The organism is Moorella naiadis (nom. illeg.) (genome assembly GCF_051020825.1).
Taxonomy (GTDB): Bacteria; Bacillota; DSM-521; order Neomoorellales; family Neomoorellaceae; genus Neomoorella; species Neomoorella naiadis.
On the sequence record NZ_JAXGFQ010000016.1, the window covers coordinates 1 to 17,017 of the forward strand.

Genomic DNA, 17,017 nt, shown 5'->3' on the forward strand with positions numbered 1-17,017 from the left:
GGGTACCCCCCCCCCCCCCCCCCCCCATGGAAATATCTGTTATTTCCTCCTGCGGAATCCCTAAAAAGGCCTCTACCACCCGGGGGTCAAATTGCCGGCCTGCACACCGTTGCAATTCCTCATATGCCTGCTGGGGGGTAAATGCTTCCCTGTAAGGCCTGGCGGAGGTCATGGCGTCGTACGCATCGGCTACACGAATAATGCGCGCCAGAAGCGGGATCTCTTTTCCTGAAAGGCCAGCCGGATAACCCCCGCCCCCATAGTCTTCGTGATGGTGCCGCACGGCTGTAATGACCGCCGTAGGTAACCGGGCCGGTTCCAGGATCCTGGCTCCTATTTCAGGATGACCCTGCATCTTTTTTCTTTCTTCCGGGGTAAGGGGGCCCGGTTTGAGAAGGATATCCTCTTGGATGCTGATTTTACCTAGGTCGTGTAATAGACCGGCCAGGTAAGCCTGTTCCTCCTCTTCAGCACTAACTCCCAACATGCGGGCGCAGGAGCGTGCCCATTTGGCTACCCGGATGGAATGTCCCCTCGTGTATACGTCCTTGGCCTCCAATGCTGCTGCCAGCGCCTGTACGGTGCTCAAGTAGTACTCCCGCAGGGAGGAGTAAAGGCGGGCGTTTTCCAGCGCCAGCCCGACTTGCGCGGCAACGGTACCCAGGTACTCAACTTCCTCTTCCGACCAGCGGCGCGGTACAGGAGAATAAACCTTCAATGTCCCCAGGATCTGCCCGCCTGCTTTCACCGGCACCACAACCAGGGCCCGCATCTCTAGCGCGTAGTAAGGCAGGTGCCTGCCAGACCCGCTGGCGGCCAGGTCCTCCACTACCACGGCTTCCCCTTTTTGGAGCACCTCACCCAGCAAGTTATCCTCCGGCCGGACGTGAGCCACCTTTGCCTGCAACTTCGGGTTCATACCCAGGCTGGCCCTCAGCACCAGTTCGCCGGTATTTTCGTCAAGCACCCTCAGGGCACACCACCGTGCATCCAGCACTTCCCGCACACTTGCCAGGACCGCTTCAAGCACTAAATCCACATCAAGGTGGCTCGATAACACCTGCCCTACTTCGATCAGCCGTTCCAGCATCGCTGCCCTTGCCCGCACTTTCCGGAAAAGCCGGGCATTTTCCAGCGCCAGCCCTAGAATGGTACCCAAGGTGGTCAAAAAGATGGCTTCCTCTTCGGTGAAGCGTTGCCCCCCTGGCTTGCCTGCTAGGGTGAGTACCCCTGTCACCTTGCCCCCGGCTGTAAGTGGTACTGCAACTGCCGGCCGCTTTTCTTCGGGCGTGCTTTCTCCGGGACGGCTGTCAAAGTGCGCGGCGGCAGCTTCCCGCCCGACCGCGGCTATTATTTCCCCTGCAGGGATAACCCTTAATTCGTTGTCCGGCTCCAGGGTAGCCGCCACCTCAGGAGCCGCCGCCCCTGGTTCCGCTTCGCCCAGCATTATCACCGACCCGCTGGTGGCACCAGTCAATTCCAGTACCGCCTGAAGTCCCTGCCGGGCAGCTTCGGCCACCTGCAGGCTGCCGGACACCGTTTTGCTGAATTCAAAGAGGGCGCTGAGTTCATCTGCCTTTTTCTGCAGTTCCTGCCTGGTGTACAGCATCTGGGCCACGGTTTCCGTCACTGCCCCCATCATCTCCGCCGCTTTCCAGAGCCGCTCTTCAGGCCAGACGGGTACCGTTTTGGCCGCCGCCAAAAGCTCCTCCTGGTCAATGCCTGTTTCCCGGGCCAGTTGCGCCACTGCCTCTTCTGTAAGCGGCTGCAGCGCTGCATTGCCGCCCACTAGTACCGCCACTGTTTCTCCCGCTACCCGGAGGGGGACTGCCAGGTGCACCAGCCCGGCATGGCAGGTGTCGAGAACCGCTCTCCCTGCATTCACGGCAGCCCTGGTAGAGATTACACGTGCAGCCGCGCACCTGGCTCTTCCTTCTGGATCGGCATTAACCAGGGCGCAGAAAGAGCACAGGTTGGAGATTTTAGTGAGCGGTTGCCCATCCGGGGAGGTGACCAGAGCTGCCAGTCCCAGGGCCTGGCTCATGCTCTCTTGCAGTCTTTGTAAGCCGATGTGTTTCAGTTCTTCGTAGTATTGCATTAATTTCCCTCTCTCCATGAAAGGAACCATATACCTCCTGCTGGGAATGCTCATCAGAAAAGGCCTGCTTGCCGAACCGGCAATCCCGCGGGAGTGTTAAATGCCAGCCCTTTGGCAGCCTTTTTTGCCCTCCTTGTCCGCATACATCCTGGTGTCGGCCACTGCGAGCAGCGTATCTACGTCTTTCCCGTCTGCAGAAAACCGCGCCAGCCCCACCGAAGGCTCAAGGGTATCTCCGTGCCGGAAAAGCGTATTGCTTGCAGATGCTTCTCAAGCCGCACCCGGAGGGTCTCCAGGCGCGGCCCTTTGCCTGGGTAGAGGCTGACGAATTCGTCGCCCCCATAACGGGCCGTTACATCCCCCTCCCGCACGCTTTTCTGGATGGCCCGGCCTACCTGCTTCAGGGCTTCATCCCCATCCTGGTGCCCCCGGATGTCGTTGAGATTTTCATGTTGTCCAGGTCTAAAATAGCCAGCACCGGGCTGCCCTTTCCTTCCCGGGCCTCCTTTAGCACGCTCGCTGCTGAGGTGAAAAAGGCCCGCTATATACCCGACTACTTTTCTAAAAACTTCTCAACTGCTGTTACAGTCCATAGATTTTCTGTGAAGCACACGCCTCACGCATTTGGAGGAGGGTTAACCTTTGCGGTTAAATGCGTATATGGTTCTATGAGGACCCGCCCCAATACGGCTTTTAAGTATCTATTTTCGTAACTTCCCTTTAAGCGTAACACGGCACCGTTTACCAGGGGCTGAGAACCCGGACTGCGGCATAAATCCTGGGATCTACGTGTCAGATGCTTGCTGCTGGGCTGGCGCACCCGGCTCTTTTTTCTCCCAGCTCTCTTTAAGAGCAGCTTCGGCGTAGGCGAAAAGCTCTTCCCCGTCCTTCCCGTTATCGGGGTATACCGCAATCCCGTAACTCCACGTCCCGGGCAGAAAGCCCTCCAGTTTCGTCGTTACCACCTGTGCGCCTTCTTTCCCCGTATGGGGGAGAATCATCGCCAGCGTGCTCTTGCTGAGCTCTATGACGGTGTCTATCTCGCGCAAGCGCCGCCGCGCCTGCCTGGCGCATTCCCCAATCTTTCCCTTGCCCAACCTTTCCGACCGGGCCAAAACCAGGGCTACCTTGAACCCGCCCCTGCTCGCCCGGTTGATCTCATTCCTGAGTACTTTATGCAGCAGCTCCGCCGGGGCGGCTTCTCCCCTGGCGCCTGGTCCTATCAGTTTCTCTACGCGGCGCACCAGTTCCTCGACCGAGTAGGGCTTGCAAAGGTACTCTACCGCCCCCAGATCTATCGCCTTCTTGACCACGGCGACGTTGCTCTCAACCGTTACCACCATAACCGGGACATAGCGGTACTCCGGCAGGCGCTTGAGGTTCTCCAGCACTCCCAGGCCGTCCATTCCCGGCAGGTGGATGTCAAGGATCACCAGATCGTACGGTTCTCCTTTTCCCCTGGCCTTAACCAGCGCCTCCTGGCCGCTGGCGGCTTCGTCCACAAGGTAGCCCTTTCCCTCCAGTGTTCTCCTGGAGGAAAACCTGATAAGGGTCGAGTCTTCTACCAGCAGGACGCTCTTTTCCGGTAAGGCTAGCAAGATTTTCGGCCCTCCCTTCGAGACCGTTTCCGATCCGGTCCCGGAATCTATTCTGAATTTATTTATCACGAGGGATAAGGGCCGGACCAAAATATTCGCCCCGGCTTCCTCGTCTAAAAGTTACCATATTGCTATGTTTCCGTTCCCGCTAGTAATGAAAAATTCGACACAAACTACCAGTTTCCTCCAAGGTTATCCGATCTTCGCAAAAAGTTTATGCTTTTTACGTTTAACTGCCAGGTGAAACAGTCTTTTCCTTGCCCGGTATTCCGAGTAATAAGCCATGGGCTGAACCCTTATTATACCAGGAACCGTCAATAGGACACTAGCCGTGCTTTTGTGGCCGGTATTACCACAGGCCAAAAAAGTTCCTTCTGGCCCTGTAAAGTATTAAAACCATTTATCGGTGCCGTTGAGGCCAGTGAAGCGTAACATTCTTTGTAAATTCAGGAAGCGGGCAGCGCCGGCTCTCCGAAAAGTATGCCCATGTTCCAGAAATATGCTATAATAAAATCCAGAAGAAGGTGATCCCTTGCCGGATAATAACGGGCAGCCCCGGCCTCCCCACCACCCCCACGACAAGGGTTACCGGCAGCTCCTGGCCGACAAAAGGGTGTTCCTGGAACTCTTAAAGACCTTCGTCCGGGAAAAATGGGTGGAGGCCATTGACGCCGACGACCTCATCCTGGTGAACAAGTCCTACGTCCTCCAGGATTTCAGCGAGAAAGAAGCCGATGTCGTCTACCGGCTTAAGACCAGGGATAGAAACGTCATCTTTTACGTCCTGCTGGAGCTGCAGTCAACGGTAGACTACCTGATACCTTTCCGGCTGCTGCTCTATATTGTCGAAATCTGGCGGGAAATCTACACCAACACCCCGCAACATGAGCGGGAGAGCAAGCATTTCCGCCTGCCGCCCATCATCCCGGCGGTGCTCTACAACGGGGCCGGGTCCTGGACGGCGGCGCTCTCCTTCCAAGAAATGCTGGACAGTTACCAGGATTTCAGCGGGCATCTCCTGGACTTCCATTACCTGCTGTTTGACGTCAACCGTTACAGCGAAGAAGAGCTAATCCGGGCGGCCAATCTAATTGCCGGTGTCTTTCTCCTGGACCAAAAGATGCGGCCGGAAGAGCTGGTTGGACGGCTGCAGAAACTGGCGGGGGTCTTAAGGCGGCTCACGCCTGACGAGTTCCGCCATATCACCAGCTGGCTGAAGAACGTCGTCAAGCCCAGAATGCCTGAAGGTTTTAAGGAAAAGGTTGACCGCATCCTGGACGCAAGCAATCCCTGGGAGGTGGAACGGATGATTTACAACCTGGAATTGACCCTGGAAGAGATGCAGCAGCAGGCTTTGCTAAAAGGCTTAAGAGAAGGCGAACAGAAGGGGAAATTGGAAGGAAAATTGGAAGGGAAATTGGAAGGGAAATTAGAAGGAAAATTGGAGGGCAAACGAGAAGTAGCCCGGAACCTGCTCCTGCTCAACGTCGATATAGAGACCATTGTTAAAGCTACGGGGCTTACGCCGGACGAGATCGCCGTGTTGAAGAAACAGCTGGAACAATGATTTTTTGCTGGCCGCAAATTCAGGAAAAGGCCTGCCTTATCCACCGGGGCGGGCCTTGTTATTATAACTTGCCGGAGCCGCGCGGCAGTTTGCCGGCAATTTTGCAATCGTCTTTCTAGAAGTTTTCCAGGAAATATTAACCCTGTATAGCCCTTTTTAAAACCGATTGCTGGCGTTCTGAAGGGTCATTTATGCCCGGGAAATATTTTATACCTTCGGCAAAAATCGGCCGCTTGCACCAAACGACAGAGGCTACCTTAAAAAAATATGCGTTTAACCCATTTTTTCGTTAAATTTTTATTACACCGCTGTTAAAGGTAAGAATGTGAAATATTTATCAAGTATTATAGGACAAGGCATTTTGCCGCCGTCGCCCTGCAGTGAAAGGCAGTTCCTGCCGGACCTTCCGCGTTGCCTTGAACGTTTTTCCCCGTCTTAGCCCGACGTTATCAGCGGCATCTCCGGCGCATAAAGGAGGCATGCATCAAGGCAAGGCTCATTGCCGTGAAGGGTTGCCTTCGGTTTTACGCTCAAAATTTTCCTCCCCAGGAAGGGAAAAGGCCGAAACCTATAGAATAAAAACTTTGTAGAAGGTATGAAGCGCCATACGATCACCCTCCTTGCTTTTCTAACCACTTGCAAACCACTTGCTAACGGACTGTTTCCTAAGCCTTGAAATTACTAGGTTTTCATCTGGACTATTTTGGACTTCCTTATTTTGTTAAATCCCGTCCGGCCTTGATTTTGCTAGGTTTTTGCCCCCAAACTGGCAAGACTCTTAATTAAGGGGTAAATCGGGGATAGCGTTGAGGCTTAAAGGGGCAAAATCCCGGCGCAGGTACTGGTAGTAGGCGGCGCAGCCGATCATGGCTGCGTTGTCGGTGCAGAGTTCCGGCGGGGGAAAGTAGACCGGCAGGCCCGCTTGTTCCCCGGCCGCCTGTAATTCTCGGCGCAGGATAGAGTTGGCCGCTACACCCCCTGCAAGGAGGATCGACCGCACCTGGTGGTGCCCGGTGGCCAGCATGGTTTTAGCCACCAAAACCTCGACTACCGCCGCCTGGAAACTGGCGGCCACGTCGGCCCGGTTAAACTCCTGGCCGACCTGCTGGGCATGGTGCAGGTAGTTAATGACCGCCGACTTCAGGCCACTGAAGCTGAAGTCCAGGCTATCTTCCTCCAACCAGGCCCGCGGGAAGGCTACAGCTTCGGGGTTACCTTCCCGGGCGAGTTTCTCCAGTTCCGGGCCGCCGGGGTAAGGCAAGCCCAGGACCCGGGCCACTTTGTCGAAGGCTTCGCCGGCGGCATCATCCCGGGTCGAGCCCAGGATACGGCGGGTAACATGATCCTCCAGGTAGATCAAGTTGGTATGCCCGCCGGAGACCACCAGGCAGACAGCCGGCAGGGGCAGGTACGGATAGGCGAGAAAACCGGCGTAGATATGCCCTAGGATATGGTGGACGCCGATGAGGGGCTTACCCAGGGCATAGGCCAGGCTTTTGGCATAGGAAAGGCCTACCAATAGGGCTCCTGCCAGGCCCGGGCCGTAAGTTACCGCCACGGCGTCCAGATCATTAAAGTTCAATCCGGCCGTCGCCAGGGCTGCCGTCACCACCGGGACAATATTCTCCAGGTGGCGGCGGGAGGCAATCTCCGGTACCACACCGCCAAAACGGCGGTGGATGGCGATCTGGGAGGCGACAATATTGGCCCGCACCCTGGTACCGTCACTCACAATGGCCGCCGCCGTCTCGTCGCAGGAACTTTCAATAGCCAGGATATTCGTTGCCGTTGTCACTGCCGCTATTCGTCTCCTCAAAGAGGTGTTTCCACATGATAATGGCGTCTTCGCGGTTATCGTTATAATAACCCCGGCGTACCCCGGCGCTGACGAAACCCAGGCGTTCATACAGGCGCCGGGCCGAGTGGTTGGAGACGCGCACCTCCAGGGTCATCCGGTCGGCACCCAGGTAAACAGCCTCCTGCATCAACACCCGCAACAGAATCTCACCCAGGCGCCGGCCGCGGTAGTCCTGGTGGACGGCGACATTGGTAATGTGGGCTTCATCCAGGATAATCCACATACCGGCATAGCCGATAACCTGCTGGCCGTTCAGGGCTACATAATAGTAGGCGAAATCGTTATTATAAATCTCGTTCTGGAAGGAGTGGCGCGTCCAGGGGGTAGGAAAGGAAACCCGCTCGATGGCCAGCACCCCGGTGAGATACTCATTAATCATGGGCAGGACCCGCACAGTCAACGGCTCTGCCTCTCCGCCGGCGACGGCCGGAGGTAGAGTGGCTTTAATTGGGAAAGGTCGTCGGGGAGGCCGGACTGGAGACGCCTCCTCCCCAGGATGGCGATGGGTGCCGCCCGTGACAAGTTGTCCGGCGGTGGCAGAAAGCGGGCCCGGGGCCCCATTTGCTGCCATACCTCCCAGTAAGGCGCTACTCCATCGCCGCAAAAGTAAACCGGTGTATTGTAGGATTTTAACGAGGGCACCAGTGAAACCGGGTCGGTAGCCTGGTACGGGGTTAGACGGCATAACTCTCCCTCCTGCCAGCGAAAAAGGGCGGTATATACTTCCTGGCGCCGGGCTTGCAAGACCGGGCAGATCAAACCCGGCACGCCCCAGGCGTTAAAGGCCAGGGCCTCCAGGGTGGGAATACCGACCAGGGGCTTGCCTGTCGCCTGGGCCAGGCCCTTAACAGTTGCCAGGCCGATCCGCAATCCGGTAAAGGAACCCGGCCCCAGGCTCACGGCCAGGCCGTCCAGGTCGGCCGGCTCCAGGCCGGTTTCGGCCAGGAGGGCCGCAATCATGGGCAACAGGCGCTGGGAATGGTTTTTCCGGGTATTAAAAAAAAGTTCGGCCACCAGTTGCTTATCCTGAACAATGGCAGCAGCAGCAACTTGGGTGGCACTCTCAACCCCCAGGACCAACAATCTTCTTCAACTCCTCCAGCAGGCGCTCGTAGGCCGGCCCCCGGGCCGTGATTAAGGCCCGGCGCCCCTCGGGGGCATACTCCAGGGTAATGCCCAGGAAAGCCGGGGGCAGGTAGGCCTCCAGGCGCTCCCCCCACTCCACCACGGTTATCCCGTCGCCGGCAAAGTACTCCTCCAGGCCCAGGTCCAGCATGACCTCCGGGTCTTCCAGGCGGTAGAGGTCAATATGGTAAAGGGGGTAACGGCCCTGGTATTCCTTGATCAGGGTAAAGGTAGGGCTGGCAACCGGGGCGGTAACCCCCAGCCCCCGGGCCAGACCTTGGGTGAGGGTGGTCTTGCCGGCCCCTAATTCGCCGCTCAAGATAAGGATGGAGCCCGGACCCAGGATACCTGCCAGTTCCTCCCCCAGCTTTCTGGTCGCCCCGGCATCCTTTAACCATACTTCCATTTTTGTCACCCAGTACCTTATTATTACACCACCCTGACAGTACTAAACCAGGTTAATTCTTCGCTCCAGTGGGACGATAATCCTGCCGGAAATTTATTTTTCCCTGGCCTGGATAACCACTTCCCGCAACCGGCGAGCGGCGGCGGCTACGTCCGGGGCGCTGATCACCGCTGAGATGACTGCCACCCCGGCGGCCCCGGCGGCAATGACAGCAGCAGCGTTGCTGGCATTAATACCGCCGATGCCCACCACCGGAATCTTGACGGCCTCTTTAATGGCCCGCAATCCTGCCGGGCCGATGGGTTCACCGGCGTCCCCCTTGCTGCCGGTGGCATAGATGCTGCCTACGCCCAGGTAGTCGGCGCCGTCGGCCTCAGCCTGGCGTGCTTCAGCTACAGTCCCGGTAGAAACCCCTAAGATCTTGTCCGGCCCGAGGAGCTTCCTGGCTACCGGCGCCGGCAGGTCTTCCTGGCCGATATGCAGGCCGTCGGCGGCGACGGCCTGGGCGACATCCAGGCGGTCGTTGATAATAAAGGTAGCCCCCGCCGCCCGAGTTAGTTCCCGGATGGCCAGACCCAGCTCAACCTGCTCCCGGGCCGGTAAATCCTTCTCCCGCAGCTGGATGGCCGTAGCGCCCCCGGCCAGGGCGGCCTGCACCAGCTCCAGGGTGGGCCGGCCGCCACCCAGTTTGGTGGTGATGATAACGTAGAGGTCCCATTGGGGGTTTAGCTTGGACATCATAATCGCCTCCAATTGAAAAGCCACCTGCCTTTTTACGGGCAGGCGGCTCTATTCTTCGCCCTCAAGGGGCCAGTTTCCTGCAGGCCGGTCTGGTATCCGGCAGGGCTTCCCGCACCATGGCCTTTAACTCAGCGAGATCAAAGGGCTTGTAAATAAAGTTGTCGGCCCCCAGGCGCCAGATCTCCTCTAGGGAGGTCTCCCCGGCATAAGCGGTCATCAGTATCACCGCCGTTTCGGGAGATATAGCCTTGATCCGGGGCAGGGCCTCCAGGCCGCCCATGACCGGCATTTTTATATCCATGATCACTACATCAGGGTGCCACTGTTCCACCTGACGAATAGCTTGGCGACCATTAACGGCTATAGCTACCTGACAGCCTTCTTCCCGGAATAGAAATTGCAGCAGGGCACGGACCCCGTGCTGATCATCAACTACCAGCACCCGTGGCAAGTTCGATACGCCCTTCCCTTATAGAAATAATATAGCGGTTCCGGCGTACAGCCGGTAAATTGTCCTACCATACCTTCCCTAATTTATGGTTCGACAGGGAATCACCAATTTCCTGCAAACTTATGGAAAAATTATCGGGGATAACGTTATTCCGTTGCCATCTCGACAAAATATTCGAATAAAGCCTTCTGGCGACCATCCCCGGTATAAAGGTCTTCGGGGTGCCACTGGACCCCCACCACCAGATTTTGCCCCTGGCCTTCTAACCCCTCAATCACACCATCAGGGGCCGTGGCGGCGACCCGTAGGCCCACCCCCAGACGCCGCACTGCCTGGTGGTGCAGGCTGTTGACCATGGCCTCCGGTCCCAAAAGGCCCGCCAGGCGGGTGCCTGGTATGATGGCTATGGGGTGAAAAGGCTGGTGCCGGGGCTGCTCCTGGTCGTGGTTGAGGGCGCCGGCTATTTCGCTGGGGATATCCTGGTACAGGTCGCCGCCGGCGGCTACATTTAAGACCTGGATACCCCGGCAAATGGCCAGGATGGGTTTCCCTACCGCCAGGGCGGCCCGGGTCAGAGCCAGTTCAAAGGCGTCGCGCTGGGGCAGGACCTTATGGAGGACAGCCGTGGCCCCGGCACCAAAAAAGGACGGTGCAATATCGCCGCCCCCGGTTAAAACAAGTCCTTGGATTAAAGCCAGATACCCCGGCGCCGCCTCCGGGGCGACCACCGGCAGGAGTAAAGGCAGCCCCCCGGCCGCCAAAATGGCCTGGCAGTATGACTCCCGCAGGATAATCCGGCCCCGGTCAGGATCCAGGTCGCAGGTCAGCCCGATCCTTGGAGTCCCCATAATGTCCTCCCCCGATCATAGTTCCACCAGGCCCAGGCTGATCTCCAGAGCCCGGTTGACCCTCTCCAGGATTTCATCATCCAGAACGGCCACCTTTTGTTTGAGGCGGCTCTTGTCGATGGTACGAATCTGTTCCAGTAAAATAACGGAATCCCGCTCCAGGCCGCTCTTACCGGCCGCAATTTCTACATGGGTAGGCAATTTGGCCTTAGCAATCTGGGAGGTAATGGCGGCCACAATGGTAGTGGGACTATACTGGTTACCAATGTCATTCTGTATGATAAGTACCGGGCGGGTTCCGCCTTGCTCGGAACCAACCACCGGGTTGAGATGGGCGTAAAAAACATCCCCGCGCCGTACCAGCATCTTATTTACACTCCGCCAGGCTTTTATCGTAGTACCTTTCCACTTCATTCTCTATATCATAGTTTTCCACCGCAAGGGCTAAATTGATAGGTGCCATTTCCTGGTATCCCCGTTTCATCTGTTCCCGGATATTACGCCGTTTACGTTCGGTGATATATAACTTCATAGCTTCCCGGATAAACTCGCTACGGTTGCGCTTTTCCAGGGTCGCCAGGCCGTCAACCTCGGCCAGGAGGCTCTCCGGCAAGCTAATCATGATCCGCTTGACACCTGGCAAAAATAGGCACCTCCCTACATGGGTATAGTTATGATCGGCATGATATAACTAATTATAGCGGTAAAAGGTTACCAGCGCAAGGTTACCACCAGGATTGGGGTCTATATTTTTTAACCATGAAGGTATAGCCGCGGTACCCGCCTGGAGATAAGGCAAAGGATCTCGTAGTTAATGGTCCCCATCCAGTCTGCCACCTCCTCGACAGTCAGGCTTGCCTCCCCCTGGCGGCCGAAGAGGACTGCTTCATCACCCACCCGGACCTCTGGTATAGAAGTAACGTCTATCATGCACTGGTCCATACATACGCGCCCGACCACCGGCACCCGGTGGCCGTGGAGTAAAACCTGGGCCCGGTTGGACAGCAGCCGGGAATAACCGTCGGCATAGCCCACTGGCAGGGTGGCGATCCGGGCCGGGCCGGGAGTACAGTAGGTACAGCCATAGCTGATAGAGGAGCCGGCCGGCACCTCTTTCACCAGGACCACCCTGGTTTTGAGGGTCATTACCGGGGAGAGGGCCAGCCTTTCCTGTCGCACCTCCGGTGAAGGATAGTGGCCATAAAGGATAATCCCGGCCCGGACCAGGTTAAAGTGGGTCTCAGGGAGATCGATAATGGCCCCGCTGTTGGCCGCGTGCCGCCAGGGAAAGGTGATACCGTGTTGCTCCAGTTCGGCAATCACCTGCTGGAATAGATCCATCTGTCGCTGGGTGTAGGTTTTATCGGCGGCATCGGCCACGGCAAAATGGGTAAAGATACCCTCCAGGGTGACATGGGGCAAAGCCGCCATGGTCCGGGCAGCGGCTACGGCCTCCCCGGGCAAAAAACCCAGCCGGCCCATGCCGGTGTCAATTTTTAGATGCAGGCGGGCCCTGGTGCCGACAGCAACAGCGGCGGCGTTCAAAGCCCGGGCCTGGTCCACGCTAAAGACCGTCTGGGAAATGTCGGCTGCCACCACCCGGCCGGCATCCTCCGGCGGCGTATAGCCCAGGATTAACAAGGGAGCCGTGATGCCTTCCCGGCGCAGGGCCAGGGCTTCATCCAGGGTGGCCACCCCCAGCCAGGTAACACCGTTGGCCAGGGCCTTCCTGGCTACCGGCCCGGCCCCGTGGCCGTAGGCATTGGCTTTAACAATGGCCATAATCTCCGTTTGCGGCGCTAGTATGCTTTTAATGGCCCGAACATTGCGGGCCAATGCTTCCAGGTCGATCTCGGCCCAAACCGGCCGTGACAATAGTTGCCACCTCCATCAAAAATAGCTCCTCCGAAAAATAGACTTCTCCCCAAAATGGATGTTAATGTCATCCTGCTGCCAGGGTGAGGCAGCTTCCCTTCAGGCGGATGTTTCCGCTTCTAAGCTGCGCAAGGCCAGGGGTAAAAACTCCAGCAGGTCTCCGGCCATCAGGGAATACTGGCCCCGCTCTGCGGCTGCCAGGTCCCCAGCGGCCCCATGAAGGTAAGCTCCCAGGGCGGCGGCCACCCCGGGCTCCAGGCCCTGGCCCATCAAGCCGGCAATAATCCCCGTCAGGACATCGCCGCTGCCGGCAGTGGCCATACCGGGGTTACCGGTGGGGTTGATATATACCGGGCCGTCCGGCCGGGCGATAACCGTCCGTGCTCCTTTCAGCAGGAGGACTACCTGCCACTTGCGGGCATACTGGGCGGCCATTTCCAGGCGGTCCTCCTGGATCTTGGCGGTGGTGGTTCCCAGCAGGCGGGCCATCTCCCCCGGGTGGGGGGTCAGGACCAGAGGACCGTGTTCGCCCTCCAGGACACTGGTATCGGTAGCCAGGGCGTTTAAGGCGTCGGCATCCACCACCGCCGGTATCTCCAGCCGGGGGAGCAATTCCTTAACCAGGTCTACCGTGGCCGGATCCTGGGAAAGGCCCGGCCCCAGGGCCAGGACGTCGCTGGCGGCTACCCGTTCCAGAAGGGGGTCCAGGGCGTCGCGGCTTAAGGTGCCGCCAGGTGTTTCCGGCAGAGGATGGGTCATAACCTCCGTCGTTTTTATGGCCAGGATCCCCTGGACTCCCCGGGGCACGGCGGCGGTGACCAGGCCGGCCCCGGCCTTCAGGGCCGCCGTGGCCGCCATGGTAATGGCCCCGGTGAGGCCCGGGGAGCCCCCTACAGCCAGGATCCGGCCGTACAGGCCCTTATGGCCGCCGGCTTCACGCCGGGGCAAGCGGGCCCGGCACCAGGCCGGCGTTAGGAGAAGACGATTGATATGCTGGCTGGCGATCAATTTCTGGGGGATGCCGATGTCCGCGACCTCCAGGCGCCCGGTCAGGCCGGCTCCCGGTTCGACGACCAGGCCCAGTTTGGGCAGGGCGAAGGTGACGGTCCAGGTAGCCTGGATACAGGGGCCGAAGCAGCGCCCGGTATCCGCCTCCAGGCCGGAGGGCAGGTCTACGGCTACTGTCTCCCGGTGGGCTTTATTAATCATGGTGATGACGGCTGCCGGCAGGCCCAGGGCCGCCCCCTTAAAACCCGTACCAAAGATGGCGTCCACCACCAGATCGGCATAAAGGAGGGCAATATCGGCCCGTTGCAGGTGGCTTTCCCCCAGGAGGAGCAGCAATTTACCGCCCATCTTCTGGTAAATCTCCAGGTTGGTCCGGGCGTCACCTCGCAGGTCCTCCGGCCGGGCCAGGAGAAAAACCTTCACCTCGGCGCCCTGGTTCAGGAGGTGGCGGGCGACTACCAGGCCGTCGCCGCCGTTGTTGCCTTTGCCGCAAAAGATTAAGATCCGGCGGTTGGCCACCTGTTCCTGGAAGTGACGCCGGATGGATTCTACTACCCGCAGACCGGCGTTTTCCATCAGGACGATACTGGGGATCATATATTCGCTGGCGGCCAGGCGATCCAACCGGCCCATCTCCGCTGCCGTTACCAGGTACATGATTAATCTGCCTCCGAAAATAGGCTTCTGTCCCGTTCACCGCCGCCTCGCGGCGGCACAGCTCGAGTTTGCTAAAGCCTCGAACCAAGTCATCCTCCACCTGTACCCGCCAGCCCTTCAGCTAGCCTTTTCAGGGTTTCGTGGCGGAGCGACAGCTCCCATCAAGGGCTCCGCTGTAATGATATTTCTACCAGGGCTACTGCCGTAGCGTAGGCGTGGCAGTGGGAAAGGCTGATGGTTATCGCCCCGGCCCCCTGTTCCCGGGCCAGCTGCCGGGCGCGGCCGTGGAGGATTACCTGCGGCCGTCCGCCCGGCTCTCGGCGGATCTCAATATCCTGCCAGGAACAACAACCCAACCCGAACCCCAGGGCCTTCATGACCGCCTCTTTGGCGGCAAAGCGGGCCGCCAGGGAAGCCCCGGGTCGCCGCCGGGCCAGGCAGTAGGCCCGTTCGGCCGGGGTAAACACCCGGCTGAGGAAACGAGGGTGGCGGTCGATAGCCCCTTCCAGGCGCTCGATTTCGACAATGTCTATCCCGGAATTTAGCATAATCCCATCCTAACCATTTGCCTGCACCTTAATTCCCTTTAAGCTTATTCGGCAAGGATGTTGAAAAACCTTCTCTTTTGTAGAAATTACCTCCTTCCCGTTGGGCTGTCCCAGTTGACCTTTAAAGTCGCACTGGCAACCTTTAACGGCCAAATCCTTTTCTTTTTTCCGGCCACCGCTTAAGATAGAACCACAGGAAGGGAGTGACATCCATGGGTCAAGACACCCGGACCCTCACCATCGAAGCTTTATTAAAGGAAAACCGTTCCTTCCCGCCCCCGCCGGCCTTTACGGCGGCAGCCAACGCTAAAGACGGCGAGCTCTACCGGGAAGGTGAAAACAGCGAGGAGTTCTGGGCCCGGGAGGCCGCCCGGCTCCACTGGTTCCGCCGCTGGGACCGGGTGTTGGAATGGGATTACCCTGTGGCCTGGTGGTTCAACGGCGGCACCCTCAACGCTTCCTATAATTGCCTGGACCGCCACGTAGAGACCTGGCGCCGTAATAAGGCGGCCATTATCTGGGAAGGGGAACCGGGGGACGCCGTCGTCCTGACCTACCGCGACCTCTACCGGGAGGTCAACAAGTTTGCGGGCGTCCTGCGTTCCCTGGGGGTTAAGCGGGACGACCGGGTGACTATATATCTCCCCATGATCCCGGAACTGCCCATAGCCATGCTGGCCTGCGCCCGCATCGGCGCCGTCCATAATGTGGTCTTCGGCGGCTTCAGCGCCGCCGCCCTGCGGGACCGGATTAACGACATCGGTGCCAAGGTCCTGATTACCGCTGATGGGGGTTACCGGAAAGGCCGGGTGGTGGCTTTAAAGGAGAGTGCCGACACCGCCCTGGCCAGCGCCCCCAGCATCGAACGGGTTATCGTCGCCAAGCGTACCGGCGACAGGGTTAATATGCAGCCCGGCCGCGACCTCTGGTGGCACGAGCTCATGGCCGCGGCTCCCTTGTATACGCCCCCGGAACACATGGAGGCCGAGGATCCCCTCTTTATCCTCCATACCAGCGGCACCACCGGCAAACCCAAGGGCGTGGTCCATACCACCGGCGGTTACCTGGTGGGTACAGCCACAACCGCTCACTATATTTTTGATCTGAAAGACGGGGATGTCTACTGGTGTACCGCCGATATCGGCTGGATCACCGGCCATAGTTACGTTGTCTACGGCCCCCTGGCCAACGGGGCGACGGTGCTGATGTATGAAGGCAGCCCTGATTATCCCCGGCCGGACCGCTACTGGCAGATCATTGAAAAATACGGCGTCACCGTCTTTTATACCGCTCCCACGGCTATCCGTTCCTTTATGCGCTCCGGCCCCGCCTACCCGGCCCGGCATGACCTCTCCTCCCTGCGGCTCCTGGGGAGCGTCGGTGAACCCATCAACCCGGAGGCCTGGGTGTGGTATTATAACTACATCGGCCACCGCCGCTGTCCCATTGTTGACACCTGGTGGCAGACGGAGACGGGGATGATCCTCATCAGTCCCCTGCCGGGGTTGACCCCTTTAAAACCCGGTTCGGCCGGCCGGCCCTTCCCAGGGATTGAAGCGGCCATTGTTGACGAGAAGGGTGAACCCGTTCCCCCGGGCCAGGGCGGTTACCTGGTCATCAAAAAACCCTGGCCGGCCATGATGCGGACCATCTTTGGCGACCCTGACCGTTATGTCAACCAGTACTGGAACCGCATCCCCGGTTACTACTTCACCGGTGACGGCGCCCGCCAGGATGAAGACGGCTATTTCTGGCTCCTGGGCCGGGTGGATGATGTCATTAACGTTTCCGGCCACCGCATCGGCACCATGGAGGTCGAAAGCGCCCTGGTAGACCACCCGGGTGTCGCTGAGGCCGCTGTCATCAGCCGGGAACACGAAATCAAGGGTCAGGCCATCGTCGCCTTTGTTACCTTAAAGGATGACGTCCCGGCCACCCCGGAACTGGTCCGGGAGTTGCGGGAACACGTGGTGCAAAAAATCGGCGCGCTGGCCCGGCCGGAAGAGATCTTCTTCACCGCCGAGCTGCCCAAGACCCGCAGCGGCAAGATCATGCGCCGCCTCCTGCGGGACATCGCCGAGGGCCGCGCCCTGGGGGATATCTCCACCCTGGCCGACCCAGCTACAGTGGCTAAACTGAAAACCGCCTACGCTGAAGAGGCCTGAAAACTTGCCGGCTAGTCCGCACCTTTCCCTGTAAATTCTTGCAAGAGAGTAACAAGCAACCTCCCGGTGAAA

At 58.7% G+C, this 17,017-nt stretch carries 17 protein-coding genes; 2 read left to right on the forward strand and 15 right to left on the reverse strand.

Annotated elements, in window-relative coordinates; genetic code table 11:
- The 3 genes from SDD30_RS10945 to SDD30_RS10955 all read right to left on the reverse strand — a co-directional run.
- On the reverse strand, positions 1-2,098 hold a 2,098-nt coding region (locus SDD30_RS10945; protein ID WP_434074956.1), incomplete at its 3' end, for a PocR ligand-binding domain-containing protein.
- A gap of 176 nt (positions 2,099-2,274) precedes the next feature.
- Complete coding sequence (locus SDD30_RS10950) at positions 2,275-2,643, reverse strand: GGDEF domain-containing protein (RefSeq protein WP_434075035.1); 369 nt, start codon at positions 2,641-2,643, stop codon at positions 2,275-2,277.
- Positions 2,644-2,883: 240 nt separating this feature from the next.
- Entirely contained in the window at positions 2,884-3,696 is an 813-nt protein-coding gene (locus tag SDD30_RS10955; protein ID WP_434074957.1) for a response regulator, read from the reverse strand.
- A gap of 532 nt (positions 3,697-4,228) precedes the next feature.
- On the opposite strand from SDD30_RS10955, the gene SDD30_RS10960 reads away from it, so the two are divergent.
- Positions 4,229-5,263 (forward strand): Rpn family recombination-promoting nuclease/putative transposase, encoded by a 1,035-nt coding sequence (locus SDD30_RS10960; protein WP_434074958.1) that lies wholly within the window; start codon positions 4,229-4,231, stop codon positions 5,261-5,263.
- Between the two features lie 778 nt (positions 5,264-6,041).
- On the opposite strand, the gene tsaD is transcribed toward SDD30_RS10960, so the two are convergent.
- The 12 genes from tsaD to acpS form a co-directional block, all read right to left on the reverse strand.
- Positions 6,042-7,058 (reverse strand): tRNA (adenosine(37)-N6)-threonylcarbamoyltransferase complex transferase subunit TsaD, encoded by a 1,017-nt coding sequence (gene tsaD, locus SDD30_RS10965; protein ID WP_434074959.1) that lies wholly within the window; start codon positions 7,056-7,058, stop codon positions 6,042-6,044.
- Complete coding sequence (gene rimI / locus SDD30_RS10970) at positions 7,027-7,521, reverse strand: ribosomal protein S18-alanine N-acetyltransferase (protein ID WP_434074960.1); 495 nt, start codon at positions 7,519-7,521, stop codon at positions 7,027-7,029. Before rimI ends, tsaD begins: the two co-directional genes overlap by 32 nt.
- A complete protein-coding gene (tsaB, locus tag SDD30_RS10975; protein WP_434074961.1) occupies positions 7,518-8,204 on the reverse strand; it encodes a tRNA (adenosine(37)-N6)-threonylcarbamoyltransferase complex dimerization subunit type 1 TsaB in 687 nt (228 codons plus the stop codon). Before tsaB ends, rimI begins: the two co-directional genes overlap by 4 nt.
- Positions 8,185-8,652: a tRNA (adenosine(37)-N6)-threonylcarbamoyltransferase complex ATPase subunit type 1 TsaE gene (tsaE, locus tag SDD30_RS10980; protein WP_434074962.1), complete on the reverse strand. Its 468-nt coding sequence runs from the start codon at positions 8,650-8,652 to the stop codon at positions 8,185-8,187. The genes tsaB and tsaE overlap by 20 nt, the downstream gene beginning before the upstream one ends.
- Before the next feature lie 93 nt (positions 8,653-8,745).
- Positions 8,746-9,390, reverse strand: coding sequence for a thiamine phosphate synthase (thiE, locus tag SDD30_RS10985; RefSeq protein WP_434075036.1), 645 nt, complete (start codon positions 9,388-9,390; stop codon positions 8,746-8,748).
- Between the two features lie 64 nt (positions 9,391-9,454).
- On the reverse strand, positions 9,455-9,835 hold the full coding sequence (locus SDD30_RS10990; protein WP_434075037.1) for a response regulator: 381 nt from the start codon (positions 9,833-9,835) through the stop codon (positions 9,455-9,457).
- 155 nt (positions 9,836-9,990) lie between these two features.
- On the reverse strand, positions 9,991-10,692 hold the full coding sequence (locus SDD30_RS10995) for a gamma-glutamyl-gamma-aminobutyrate hydrolase family protein (RefSeq protein ID WP_434074963.1): 702 nt from the start codon (positions 10,690-10,692) through the stop codon (positions 9,991-9,993).
- Positions 10,693-10,707: 15 nt separating this feature from the next.
- A complete protein-coding gene (locus SDD30_RS11000) occupies positions 10,708-11,058 on the reverse strand; it encodes a type II toxin-antitoxin system PemK/MazF family toxin (protein WP_434074964.1) in 351 nt (116 codons plus the stop codon).
- A 1-nt stretch (position 11,059) separates the two neighbouring features.
- Entirely contained in the window at positions 11,060-11,335 is a 276-nt protein-coding gene (locus tag SDD30_RS11005; protein WP_434074965.1) for a CopG family ribbon-helix-helix protein, read from the reverse strand.
- A 110-nt stretch (positions 11,336-11,445) separates the two neighbouring features.
- Positions 11,446-12,567 carry an alanine racemase gene (gene alr, locus SDD30_RS11010; RefSeq protein WP_434074966.1) on the reverse strand — a complete coding sequence of 374 codons (1,122 nt, stop codon included), beginning with the start codon at positions 12,565-12,567 and terminating at the stop codon, positions 11,446-11,448.
- A gap of 99 nt (positions 12,568-12,666) precedes the next feature.
- Entirely contained in the window at positions 12,667-14,232 is a 1,566-nt protein-coding gene (locus SDD30_RS11015) for an NAD(P)H-hydrate dehydratase (RefSeq protein WP_434074967.1), read from the reverse strand.
- Positions 14,233-14,393: 161 nt separating this feature from the next.
- Complete coding sequence (gene acpS / locus SDD30_RS11020) at positions 14,394-14,780, reverse strand: holo-ACP synthase (protein WP_434074968.1); 387 nt, start codon at positions 14,778-14,780, stop codon at positions 14,394-14,396.
- A gap of 212 nt (positions 14,781-14,992) precedes the next feature.
- Here acpS and acs point away from each other — a divergent pair, with 212 nt between their 5' ends.
- Positions 14,993-16,945, forward strand: coding sequence for an acetate--CoA ligase (gene acs, locus SDD30_RS11025; protein WP_434074969.1), 1,953 nt, complete (start codon positions 14,993-14,995; stop codon positions 16,943-16,945).
- Positions 16,946-17,017: the final 72 nt, after the last annotated feature.